General features: G+C 71.4%; 8 protein-coding genes. 6 read left to right on the top strand and 2 right to left on the bottom strand.

From position 1 onward, the window contains the following. Positions 1-4,201 (top strand): DNA repair ATPase (locus VFO68_RS10925; protein ID WP_325158103.1); only part of this gene is annotated, 4,201 nt, incomplete at its 5' end. On the opposite strand, the gene VFO68_RS10920 is transcribed toward VFO68_RS10925, so the two are convergent. After that, on the bottom strand, positions 4,194-4,607 hold the full coding sequence (locus VFO68_RS10920; protein WP_325158102.1) for a hypothetical protein: 414 nt from the start codon (positions 4,605-4,607) through the stop codon (positions 4,194-4,196). The two genes, VFO68_RS10925 and VFO68_RS10920, sit on opposite strands and share 8 nt — an antisense overlap. Before the next feature lie 149 nt (positions 4,608-4,756). Between VFO68_RS10920 and VFO68_RS10915 the strand changes: the two genes are divergently transcribed. Beyond that, positions 4,757-5,758 (top strand): winged helix-turn-helix domain-containing protein, encoded by a 1,002-nt coding sequence (locus VFO68_RS10915; RefSeq protein ID WP_325158101.1) that lies wholly within the window; start codon positions 4,757-4,759, stop codon positions 5,756-5,758. 18 nt (positions 5,759-5,776) lie between these two features. Here the strand turns inward: VFO68_RS10915 and VFO68_RS10910 are convergent, their stop codons facing one another. Beyond that, the gene (locus tag VFO68_RS10910) at positions 5,777-6,781 is read right to left on the bottom strand and encodes a GNAT family protein (protein ID WP_325158100.1); all 1,005 of its coding nucleotides are present in this window, start codon (positions 6,779-6,781) and stop codon (positions 5,777-5,779) included. Positions 6,782-6,855: 74 nt separating this feature from the next. Here VFO68_RS10910 and VFO68_RS10905 point away from each other — a divergent pair, with 74 nt between their 5' ends. The 4 genes from VFO68_RS10905 to VFO68_RS10890 all read left to right on the top strand — a co-directional run. Then, entirely contained in the window at positions 6,856-8,112 is a 1,257-nt protein-coding gene (locus tag VFO68_RS10905; protein ID WP_325158099.1) for a phenylacetate--CoA ligase, read from the top strand. A gap of 19 nt (positions 8,113-8,131) precedes the next feature. Beyond that, positions 8,132-9,877 carry an ATP-binding protein gene (locus VFO68_RS10900; RefSeq protein ID WP_325158098.1) on the top strand — a complete coding sequence of 582 codons (1,746 nt, stop codon included), beginning with the start codon at positions 8,132-8,134 and terminating at the stop codon, positions 9,875-9,877. A gap of 12 nt (positions 9,878-9,889) precedes the next feature. Beyond that, positions 9,890-11,050 (top strand): exonuclease SbcCD subunit D, encoded by a 1,161-nt coding sequence (locus VFO68_RS10895; protein ID WP_325158097.1) that lies wholly within the window; start codon positions 9,890-9,892, stop codon positions 11,048-11,050. Next, positions 11,050-12,296, top strand: a 1,247-nt coding sequence (locus VFO68_RS10890; RefSeq protein ID WP_325158096.1) for an SMC family ATPase, incomplete at its 3' end; no start/stop codon positions are given. The genes VFO68_RS10895 and VFO68_RS10890, both read left to right, overlap by 1 nt.

Raw genomic sequence — 12,296 nt, 5'->3', positions numbered from 1 at the left:
GGCGATCGGCGGGACGCTGACCATCAAGGTGGAGAACAACACCGAGACCGGGGAAGGCATCTACAGCGAGCCGGTGGACGAGCCGCTGCAGAGCCTGGCCGACGCCGACGTGCACTACGCCCGGGTCGGTCCGCTGATCCTGCTGCGGATCCGGCCGTACAAGGAGACCGCGTGGCGGCACCTGGTGTTCAACACCCGCACCAAGTCCGTCACAAGGCTGGACGGGATCGGACAGGCCTGCCAGCGGCTGCCCGAGGACCAGGGGCTGATCTTCCCGGGCGGCTACTACCTGTCCACCGGCGTGAGCAAGACCTTCGACACCGACGTCACCGACCTGGAGTTCGAGCGGGTGGTGCGCTCGGCCAACGGCGAGGACGTGCTCTACGTGTTCCACGCCCGGGGCGAGGGCCGGTCGCTGCTGTTGCCCTACAACGTGATCCGCAAGGAGGTCGGCACGCCGATCCCGTGCCACGGGTACTCGCTGTTCGACGACGGCACGATGGTGGTGTTCCGCGCCGCCTCCGACGAGCCGACCCGGGTGCACCCGATGCAGGTGTGGCAGACCCCCTTCGCCTCGGACAGCTACGTGGCGGCGCGGCCGGTCGGCACCGGGCCGCTGGAGCGGGTGGGCAACGCCGATCTGGTGCGGGGCATCTCCGACTGCCTCTCGGTGACCCGGATGATCGGCGAGATGGCGCCGTCCACGGCCGTGTTCGAGGGCCTGATCGCGGCGTGCGCGCGGGTTTTCGACAGCTACCACTGGCTGGGTGAGGCCGACCTCGGCGACCTGCGCACCCCGCTGGCCGCCGTGCGGGCCACCGCCGAGCAGGTGCTCGACGAGTTCGAGAACGTGCAGGCGCTCAAGCAACAGGCCGCGGCCGCGGTGGACGAGGCCGCCGGGCGGATCGCCGCGCTGACCCGCCGGGTGCGCGGCGAGGCGCCGAAGTCGGCCGACGCCTGGGTTTCCCAACTGGCCGAGCTGCGCCGGGCGCAGGGTTCCCTGGTGTCGCTGCGTGAGCAGCGCTACGCCGACACCGAACGCATCGACGGGCTGGCCGCCGAGCTTGCCGGCGAGCTGACCGAGACCGGCCGCCGGGCGATCCGGTTCCTGCAGGGCCAGGACGCGTTCACCGGCTACCACGAGCGGCTCGACGCGCTGGCCGGCGAGGCGGCGGGGATCGCGACGGTGGCGGCCGCGGCGCCGGTCGCCGAGGCGCTCACCGAGCAGGCCGACGGACTCGCGGTGGTCACCGAGGTGGTCGGCTCGCTGGACATCGTGGACGCCACCGTGCGAACCGCGATCCTGGAACGGATCGGCGAGGTGCTCGGCGGTGTCAACCGGGCCCGGGCCACCCTCGACGGCCGGCGCCGCGAGTTGTTGGCGGTCGAGGGCCGGGCCGAGTTCGCCGCCGAGTCCGCCCTGCTGGGCCAGGCGATCACCGGTGCGCTGGCGGTCGCCGACACCCCGCAGGCCTGCGACGAGCAGCTGGGCCGGTTGCTGCTGCGGCTGGAGAACCTGGAGTCCCGGTTCGTCGATTTCGACGACTTCCTGGCCCAGCTCGCCGAGCAGCGCACCGATGTCTACGAGGCCTTCTCCGGGCGCAAGCAGACGCTGCTGGACGAGCGGGCGCGGCGGGCCGACCGGCTGGTGGAGTCGGCCGACCGGATCCTGGCCGGCGTGCACCGGCGGGTGGCCGGGATCGGCTCGCTGGAGGAGGTCAACACCTACTTCGCCGCCGATCCCATGGTGGCCAAGGTGCGCGGTGTCGCCGAAGAGCTGCGCGGGCTCGGCGACGCGGTGCGGGCCGAGGAGCTGCTCGGGCGGATCAAGGCGGCCCGGGCGGATGCCGGGCGGGCGCTGCGCGACCGGATCGACCTCTACGCCGACGGCGGCGAGACGATCCGGCTCGGCCGGCATTCCTTCGCGGTCAACACCGCGCCGGTGGACCTGACCCTGGTGCCGCAGGACGGCCGGATGTCCTTTGCCATCACCGGTTCCGACTACCGCTCGCCGGTCGGCGACCCGGCGTTCGAGGACACCCGGCCGTACTGGGACCAGCTGCTGGTCTCCGAGACGCCACAGGTGTACCGGGCGGAGTACCTGGCGGCGTCCATGCTGCTCGCCGCGCCGTCGCCGGACCCCCTGCACGAGGCGGCGGTGACCGAGGGAGCATTGCTGGACCTGGTCCGGCGCGCCGCCGAGACCCGCTACGACGAGGGCTACGAGCGCGGCGTGCACGACCACGACGCGGCCCGGATCCTGGATGTGTTGCTGCGCCTGCACGCCGGAGCCGGAGTGCTGCGCTTCCCGCCTGCGGCCCGGGCCGCCGCCCAGCTGCTGTGGGCGTTCGGCGCCGACGACGCGACCCGGGAGGGCTGGCGGCGCCGGGCGGTCTCGCTCGGCCGGGCCCGGGCGAAGTTCGGGCCCAGCACGGCGATCGACGAGCTGTGCGCGGAACTTGCCGCCGCGGCCGGCGATCCGCTGGCCGGTGAGTACCTGTTCGAGGAGCTGTGCGCGACCCCGCCGGGGTTCGCCACCAGCGCCGGGGCGCGCGCACTGGTCGACCGGTTCCACCGCGCGCTGGGCAACCGGGCCGAGTTCGACGAGGACCTGCGCGCGCTGGCCGGCGACCTGCCGGCTCGCCGCCGGCTGGTCGAGGGCTGGTACGAGGCGTTCCTGGCCAGCGTCGGGGAGACCTCCGCCGACCTGCCCGAGGCGGTCGCCGTCGAGCTGTGCCGGGACCTGCCCCGGTACGACTCCTCGGCCGCTCTTTCGTCCACTGTGGACAACCTGCTCGGCGCGCATCCGCGGATCGCCGGACGCAGCCTGGAGCTGCGGATCGACGAGGTGCTCACCCGGATCCGCCGGTTCAGCGCCGAGCGGGTTCCCGGCTACCGGGCCTACCAGCGCCGCCGCAACGAGCTGATCGCCGCCGAACGGCAGCGGCTGCGGCTGGACGAGTTCACCCCCAAGGTGATGAGCGCGTTCGTGCGCAACCGGCTGCTCGACGAGGTGTACCTGCCGTTGATCGGCGACAACCTGGCCAAGCAGCTCGGTGCGGCCGGCGCCGGCCGGCGGACCGACCAGATGGGCCTGCTGCTGCTCATCTCCCCGCCCGGCTACGGCAAGACCACGCTGATGGAGTACGTGGCCAACCGGCTCGGCCTGGTGTTCGTGAAGGTCAACGGGCCGGCCCTGGGCCACGGGGTGACCTCGCTGGACCCGGCCGAGGCGCCCGACGCCACCGCCCGGCAGGAGGTCGAGAAGATCTCCTTCGCGCTGGAGCTGGGCAACAACGCGCTGCTCTACCTCGACGACATCCAGCACACCTCGCCGGAGCTGCTGCAGAAGTTCATCTCGCTGTGCGACGCGCAGCGCCGGATGGAAGGGGTGTGGCAGGGCCGGACCCGGACCTACGACCTGCGCGGCAAGCGGTTCGCGGTGTGCATGGCCGGCAACCCGTACACCGAGTCCGGCAAGCGGTTCCGCATCCCGGACATGCTGGCCAACCGGGCCGACGTGTGGAACCTGGGCGACGTGCTGTCCGGCCGGGATGAGCTGTTCGCGTTGAGCTACATCGAGAACTCCCTGACCTCCAACCCGGTCCTGGCTCCACTGTCCACACGGGACCGCGCGGATCTCGAGCTGCTGGTCCGGTTGGCGCGCGGGGACGGCTCGGTTCGCACGGACAAGCTGTCGCACCCGTACTCCCCGGTCGAGCTGGAGGCGATCCTGGCCGTGCTGGGCAAGCTGCTACGGGTGCAGCGGGTGGTGCTGGCCAACAACCAGGCCTACATCGCCTCGGCGGCGCAGGCGGACTCCGCGCGCACCGAGCCGCCGTTCCAGCTCCAGGGTTCCTACCGGAACATGAACAAGCTCGCCGAGCGGGTCGTCGCGGTGATGAACGACGCCGAACTGGACGCGGTGATCGACGACCACTATCTCGGCGAGGCGCAGACCCTGACCTCCGGCGCCGAGGCCAACCTGCTCAAGCTGGCCGAGCTGCGCGGCACCCTGACCCCCGGGCAGGCCGCCCGGTGGGCCGAGGTGAAGGCGGCCTACCTGCGGGAACGCGCGCTCGGCGGAGCCGGGGACGACCCGATGAGCCGTGCGGTGGGCGCCGTGGGCCTGCTCGCCGACCGGGTGGGCGGAGTCGAGTCAGCCATCAACCGGCTGGCTCCACCCGGGAAACCTAGTTAAAACAGGTGATTCCGGTGATCGTTACATTTTGCTCATTGTGGAACCGGATCCACAGGCTGCTTCGCCCCCGGCGGTCCAACCCCCGGATGGCGCCCCCGCCGATGGCGTACGACGTGATGCAGCCGCGGAACGCGCGAAAAGCATCGGTGTCGTTGAACCCGGAGTAGTCGTCGGAATCCTGACCGTTCGGCAGGTCCATCTTCGGGTCGCAGGGCAGTTCGTCTCCCTCCCAGCGCTCGATGCTGCCGTCGTGCCAGCATCCGGCGATGCGGATCGCATGGTTACCGGACCGGTTGAACACGTCGCCACACAACGGTTCGACACAAAAGCCCCCGGCGGACGCCTGCTGTGCCGGGATCGACAATCCAGCCACCGCGACCGCCATCGTGACGGCGATTTTGAGCAAGCCTCGGACCATGGTCGTTCTCCTCCCTCTCGCCCGACCTTACGTTCCGAGTAGACCTCACGTCGCCCGCGGTGCGCGCGATATTTTGATCGAGTTGAAAATTGCCCGGTCACGACGGCGACCACGGGCGGCTCCTTGGGGGTAAGGGAATGCGCATTCACTTCACTACGGCGGATCTGGCCCGAACCGGTCTGGCCAACGGTCCGGATTCCATGTGGGAGTTGGTCAACAGCCTGCAGATGCTTCAGAGCCGGTATGGCCGAGCGGTATTCGATCCATGGCGGCGGCGGACCGTCGAAACGCTGCGCCAGGCTGACCTGACCGGCCGGGTCCGGGCTCGGCTGTTCCCCATCGCCCCACACGCGGCGTACTTCCCCGACCTGCTCACGCCATCGGAAGGCGCACTTGGCGTCAACGAAGGAATCGAGGCGATACTGCGCACCCCGCGGCATCGGTTGGATGCCGAACTCGGCTTGTTGACGCGGACTCCCGGCGCCGCGTCCTGGGTGGACGACCTCGCCACCGGTCGCGTCGCAGCGTTGACCGAACTCGGTCAGGTGCTGCGCACATTCCACGAGACGGCCGTCCAACCGTACTGGAGTCGCCTGAGTCACTGGGTCGACAACGACCTGGCCATCCGTCGCCAAGCAATCCGCAAGGGTGGCGTCGACCTGCTCCTAGCGAGTTTCCGGCCGATGATGCGCTGGAATCCTCCGGTGCTGGAGGTGCCGGGCCATCCCTCGGATCGGGACATTCACCTCGACGGGCGCGGGATTCAGCTCATTCCCTCCTACTTCTGCTGGCTGCACCCGCTCACCATTTTCGACCCCGGACTGCCACAGGTCGTGGTCTACCCGGTCGACCACGACCTCCGCTGGTTGGAGCCGGGCATCGCAGGCGTGAGCAACCGGCGGTTGGCCCGGTTGCTCGGCCATACGCGAGCTGAGGTTCTGCTTGCGGCTCGGGACGGCTGCACCACCGGTGACCTCGCCCGCCGCCTTGGCGTGTCAGCCGCGGTCATCAGCCACCACACGGGAATACTCCGGGATAGTGGCCTCATCACCAGCCGGCGTATGGCAAACAACGTGCTACATGCCCGCAGCCCGCTCGGCTCGGCGCTGTGTGTCGCACACCTCGACAACATTTCCTGAGGTGGGCTTTCCTGTGGGCTACCGGATGTCGGTGCGCAGCAGCCCGTACAGCGCCAGGTCCTGGCGTTGGCCGCCCTGCTTGCGGGCGCCCCGGATCGTGCCCTCGCAACGGAAGCCGGCCGCCTCGAGGGCTCGGCCGGCGGTCGGGTCGTCGGCGTCCACCCGGCTCTCGATGCGGTCGATTCCGGTGCTGCCGAACAGATGCCCGGCCAGCAGCCGGTAGGCGCCCGGTGCCGCCTCCGGTGACACCGCGACCGACACGTTCCAGGCCGTGCCGGCCAGCGTCGGTCCGTAGTCCACCGCGTGCCAGTCGGCCGTGCCGAGCAGTTTTCCGGTGTCCGCGTCGAGCACGGCGCCGCGGTGCACGACCGGTGGAACGGCGGGGGAGATCCGTGGGTCGGGGTCGGCGCCGAACGGGTCGGGCAGCGCGGCGCGGTCGTTCGGGCGGGCCTCGGCCAGGACCAGGCCATCGTGCCGGGCCAGGGTCCGCCGGGGCTCGTCGGCCGCCACCAGATCCGAGCGAACCAGGCTGTAGCACAACATGTCCCGGCGTTTGCCGGCCCGCTTGCCGAGTTGCCGGAGCACCCCCTCCCGGTGCATCCCGAGCTTCTCCAGCGCACGCCAGCCGGGGACGTTGTCCGCCTCGACGATCATCTGGATCCGGTCCACCTCGGTGCTGGCGAACAGATGCTGGATCAGCAGCATCCCGGCGGCCGCGCCGACGCCGCGGCCGCGTCCGCCCGGGATCAGCTCGATGCCGAGGTTCCAGGTCGTTCCGCACAATGAGGGCAGGTAGGGAATCGGGCGCCAGCACAGGTAACCGATCAGCTCGGCGCTCGGCAACTCCAGCAGCGCCGCGAACTGGGTGGTGATCTCCCACGGCACCGGCCGGTCGTCGTGGTCGAAGTCGAACGTGAGGTCGCACTGCGAGTCGACGGTCTCCCGATCGCCGGGCATCAGCTCGGCCAGGGCGAGCTGGTTGTTACTGACGATGATCGCGCGCGCACTGTGCGTCAGGGTCATGGGTCAACACAATAGCTTGCCTGGAAGTGATCTTGCGGTATAAATGGCCGTCCTCGATTACTGGTGGTGAGTAGATGACGACCCTGCAGTCAACTACCGTCCGCGACGGCCTCGATCCCGCGGCGCTGCGGGCGATGCTGGAGCGGGTGATGGCCGGTTCGGCCTATCTGCGGGACAAGCTCGAAGCCGCCGGGGTGAGCCCGGAGATGATCACAGGGCCGGCGGACCTGGCCCGACTTCCGTTCACCACCAAGGAGGAGCTGCGGGAGACGCCGCTGCTGGACTACGCCGCGGTGCCGGCCAAGGACATCGTGCGGATCCACTCCTCGTCCGGCACCACCGGCCGGCGCACGATCTGCGCCTACACGGCCCAGGACGTGGACGACTGGACTGAGATGTTCGCCCGCTGCCTGACCTACGCGACGCTGACCGACGAGGATCGCATCCAGCTCGCGGTGGGCTACGGACTGTGGACCGCCGGGGTCGGGTTCCAGGCCGCCGTCGAGCGGATCGGCGCCATGGCGATCCCCGCCGGGCCGGGCAACACCGAGCTGCAGCTGGAGCTGATGCGCGAGCTGGGCACCACGGCGATCGGCGCGACCTCCTCGTTCGCCCTGCTGCTCGCCGAGCTCGTCGCCGCCCGGGAACTGCGGCCGGAGCTGGCGCTGCGGGTGGTGCTGACCGGTTCGGAGCGCTGGGGCGAGGGCACCCGGCGCCGGATCGAGTCGCTGCTGGGCGTGACGACCTTCGACCTGTACGGGCTGACCGAGCTGTGGGGGCCCGGCACCGGCGTGGAGTGCGAGCAGCACGACGGCATCCACATCTGGAGCGACCACTACCACGCCGAGATCGTCGATCCGGACACCCTCCGGCCGGTCGCCGCGGGCGAGGCCGGCGAGCTGGTGGTGACCACGCTGACCAAGCAGGCCACGCCGCTGATCCGGTACCGCACCAGGGATCTGACCTTCCTCTACCCCGACCCGTGCCCGTGCGGCAGCCCGTACCCGCGGATCGGCCGCATCCAGGGCCGCTCCGACGACCAGATCAAGATCCGGGGCGTGATCTTCCTGCCGATGCAGGTCGACACCGTGCTGGCCGAGGTGCCCGACGCCGGCCCGGAGTTCCAGGCGCACGTGAACCGGGACGCGGCCGGGCGCGACTCGCTCACCATCCGGATCGAGGCGCCCGACCGGCCCGGCCTGGCCGGCGAGCTGACCGAACGGCTGCACCACAAGATCGGCCTGCGGGTCGAGGTCGAACTGGTCCCGCCGGGCGCCCTGCCCCGCAGCGAGCGCAAGACGCAGCGCGTCTTCGACAACCGCGAACTGTAGGTATATAGAGTCCTGGCTCGTGACGGAGCCAGTCGGTTTGGTGGTGGGCACTGTGGCGGCGAGCCCGCTGCAGTTCTCGGTGGGGATCGCGCCGGACCAGTTCCTGCAGCTGGACGACGTGGTGGTGACCGACCGGCCGCTCCCGGACGGCACCGTGGTGCGGATCGCCGGCGTGGTGACCAACGTGGAGGCCGGCCACGAGGGCGCGCGCTACGCCTCCGACGTGTTCCTGATCGAACAGGGCGCGCTGCCGGCCGAGGTGAGCGAGGTCGCCGAGGTCACGGTGACCCGGGTCGAGCCCGAGGTCTACGTGCCACCCCGGCCGGGCACCCCGGTGCGCCGCGCGAGCGGCACCGAGCGGGACAGCGCGCTGTACTTCGACACGATGGCCGAGGCCAGGATCCCGGTCGGGCTCGGCCGCGACGGGCAGCCGGTGTACGTCAACTTCGAGTTCGTCGACGGCACCCGGGGCGGCCACGTGTCGATCTCGGGCGTGTCCGGGATCGCGACCAAGACCTCGTTCGCCACCTTCCTGCTGCACTCGATCTTCAACAGCGGCGTGCTGGACCGCGAGGCGCACAACACCAAGGCGCTGATCTTCAGCGTGAAGGGCGAGGACCTGCTGTTCCTCGACTACGAGAACTCCCGCCTCACGCACGAGTTCCGGGCGAAGTACGGGCTCCTCGGGCTGCCCGCGTCCTCGTTCCGCAACGTGCAGGTGTTCGCGCCGCCCCGGCCCGGCGACGCCAGCGGCACCCCGGACGTGCGCGCCCGGGACCGCGCGGTCAGCCCGTTCTACTGGACCATCGCGGAGTTCTGCGAGCAGGAGCTGATGCCGTTCGTGTTCGCCGACGGCGAGGACGAGCGCAGCCAGTACACGATGCTGATCGGCCAGGTGGCCGCCCGGCTGCGCCGGGACGCGACGAAGGCCGGCCCCGACGGCGCGGTGACCGTGCGCGGGGTCGAGGCCCGCAACGGCGGGCCGATCACGACGTTCGGCAAGCTGGTCGGGCTGATCGAGGACGAGCTGACCGACGAGGACACCCGGCGGGACTGGGTGCCGGCCAGCACCTCCATCGGCAGCGTGAACGCCTTCCTGCGTCGGCTGCGCTCGGCGGTCCGGCCGCTGTCGGTGATCATCCGGGCGGACCTGCGCGACCGCGGCGGCCGGTCGCTGACCACCGCCAACGCCCAGGTCACCGTGGTCGACCTGCACAACCTGCCGGACCGGGCGCAGCGGTTCGTGGTCGGGGTGAGCCTGCGCCAGGAGTTCCGCCGCAAGGAGTCGGCCGGCAGCGCCCGGCCGCTGATGTTCATCGTGCTCGACGAGCTGAACAAGTACGCGCCGCGGGAGGGCGACAGCCCGATCAAGCAGATCCTGCTGGACGTGGCCGAGCGCGGCCGCTCGCTCGGCGTGATCCTGATCGGCGCCCAGCAGACCGCGAGCGAGGTGGAGCGGCGGATCGTGGCGAACTGCTCGATCCGGGTGGCCGGGCGCCTGGACCCGGCCGAGGCGTCCCGGCCCGAGTACGGCTACCTGCCGCCGATGCAGCGCCAGCGCGCAACGCTGGCCAAGCCCGGAACGATGTTCGTGGCGCAGCCGGACATCCCGGTCCCGCTGGCGGTCGAGTTCCCGTTCCCCGCCTGGGCCACCCGCCCGGCCGAGACCGGGACGTGGACCGGAGTGGACAGCGGACCGGCGGTGCCGGCCGACCCGTTCGCCACCATCCCGGGCGCCGGCGCCGACGACCCGCCGCCGTTCTAGAAGGTTGAGGGCATGAAGATCCTGCACACCGCGGACTGGCACGTGGGCAAGGTGTTGAAGAACCAGGCGCGGCTGGACGAGCAGCGCGCCGTGCTCGCCGACCTGGTCCGCATCGCCGATGCGGAGGACGTCGACGCGGTGATCGTGGCGGGTGACCTGTTCGAGACCGCGACGCCGAACCCGCAGGCGCAGGCGCTGGTGATGCGCACCCTGCTGGCGCTGCGCTCATCCGGCCGGCAGGTGGTGGTCCTGGCCGGCAACCACGACAACCAGCGGCTGGTCGACGAGGTGTACCGGCCGGTGCTGGGGGAGTTGGGCCTGCACGTGGTCGGCTCGCCCAAACGACCCGAGAGCGGCGGCACGGTCACCATCACCGCGCCGTCCGGTGAGACGGCCCGGATCGCCGTGCTGCCGTTCGTGTCCACCCGGTTCGCGGTGCGGGCGGCCGAGGTGGTGCTGCACGAAAGCCATGAGCACGGCCTGGACTACGCCCGGCAGGTCAAGGCGATGGTCGGCATGCTGAGCTCGGCCTTCACATCCGACACGGTCAACATCGTGACCACCCACGCGACTCTGCTCGGCGGCCGGCGCGGCGGCGGCGAGCGGGAGGTGCAGACCCTGCTCGGCTACGAGTTGCCGGCGACGATCTTCCCGGCCAGCGCGCACTACGTCGCGCTCGGCCACCTGCACCGCTACCAGGAGATCGACGGACCCTGCCCGATCGCCTACTCGGGATCGCCGCTGGCGCTGGACTTCGGCGAGGAGGCCAACGAGCCGGTCGCCCTGGTGGTCACCGCGAGCCCGGACCGGCGCGCCACCGTGCGTCCGGTTCCGGTGCGCGGCGGCCGTCCACTTCGGACGCTGCGCGGCACGCTGGACGAGGTGATCGCCGAGGGGGAGCAGGCCGGCGAGGCGTTCCTGCGGGTGGTGCTGGCCGAGAAGGCCCGGGCCGGTCTGGCCGACGCGGTGCGCGAGAAGCTGCCGGGCGTGCTCGAGGTGCAGATCGACCCGGACTTCCGGCCGGCCGCCCAGAACGGCCCGGTGCCCAGCCGGCTCGGCCGCTCGCCGGCCGACCTGTTCGCCGCGTTCCTCGCCGAGCAGAACGTCGAGGATCCCCGGCTGACGACGCTGTTCGCGCACCTGCACGAGGACGCGATCGGAGGCGGGTCCTGATGCGCCCGTTGCGGCTCATGCTCGACGGCTTCGGCAGCTACCGGGAGCACACCGAGATCGATCTGTCCGATGTGGACTTCTTCGTGCTGACCGGGCCGACCGGCTCCGGCAAGAGCACCGTCATCGACGGGCTGTGCTTCGCGCTGTACGGCACCGTTCCCCGGTGGGGAAAGGGAAACGTCATCCGCAACGCGCTCGCGCCGTCCACCGCCGAGTGCCGGGTGGGCCTGGTCTTCGAGGCGGCGGGCGCCCGGTATGCCGCCGTGCGCCAGCTCAGACGGGACGCCCGGGGCCAGGTGCACACCAAGGAGGCCCGGCTGGACCGGCTCGACCCGAGCGTGCCCGCCGACGCCGACCTCGCCAAGATCCTGGAAGCCAGCGTCGAGCAACTGGTCGAGGGCCCGGACCAGGTCACCGCCCGGGTGAGCGAGCTACTGGGGATCGGCTACGAGCACTTCACCCAGTGCGTGCTGCTGCCCCAGGGCCGGTTCGCCGAGTTCCTGCACGCCAAACCGGCCGACCGGCAGGACCTGCTCAGCCAGTTGCTGGCCTACGGCGTGTACGAGGCCATCGGCCAGCGGGCCCGGGAACGGGCCAAGGTCGCCGCCGGCCGGCTCGCCATGGCCGAGCAGCGGCTCGGCGAGCTGGGCACGGTCACCGCCGCCGACATCGCCGCCGCCGAGGCGCGGGTGACCGAACTGGCCGGCCTGGTGTCCGAAGTGGACACCGTGGTCGCCGAGATCGCGGAGCTGCGGGACCGGTGGAAGGAGGCCAACGGCGCGGCCGAGTCGGCCAGGGCGGCCCTGACCGAGCTGGCCGGGCTGCGGGTGCCCGGCGACGTCGCCGCGCTGTCCGCCCGGCTGGCGGTGGCCGACGAGCAGATCGACCGGCGGGCCGCCGAGGCCGCCACCGCGGACCGGGCCGAGGCGCAGGCGCAGGCCGACCTCGCCGGGCTCACCGACCTCGCGACCCTGCGCGGCTGGCGGGAGGCACACCGCAGGGACGCGGCGCTGCGTGCCCGGCTGGACCGGGCGCGCGGCGAACAGGACGCGACCGCTTCGGCCGAGACCGCCGCCGCGGCGGAACTGGCCGCCGCCGAGCGGGCGCTCGCCGAGGCGGAAACCGGCCAGGCGGCGACGGACCGCGCGCACCGTGCGGTGGCGCTCGCGGCCGACCTGGAGCCGGGCGCACCCTGCCCGGTGTGCCTGCGCCGCGTGGACTCGTTGCCACACCACGATGTTCCGGC

It is taken from the genome of Actinophytocola sp. (assembly GCF_035712165.1).
In the GTDB taxonomy this organism is placed as follows: Bacteria; Actinomycetota; Actinomycetes; order Mycobacteriales; family Pseudonocardiaceae; genus DASYTH01.
Note: the sequence above shows the minus strand (reverse complement) of the source record. Positions and strands in the feature narration are given on the sequence as shown.

Coding starts and splice junctions, on each gene's coding strand:
- VFO68_RS10915 (WP_325158101.1), top strand. CDS start 4,757: ATGCGCATTCACTTCACTACGGCGGATCTGGCCCGAACCGGTCTGGCC.
- VFO68_RS10910 (WP_325158100.1), bottom strand. CDS start 6,781: ATGACCCTGACGCACAGTGCGCGCGCGATCATCGTCAGTAACAACCAG.
- VFO68_RS10905 (WP_325158099.1), top strand. CDS start 6,856: ATGACGACCCTGCAGTCAACTACCGTCCGCGACGGCCTCGATCCCGCG.
- VFO68_RS10895 (WP_325158097.1), top strand. CDS start 9,890: ATGAAGATCCTGCACACCGCGGACTGGCACGTGGGCAAGGTGTTGAAG.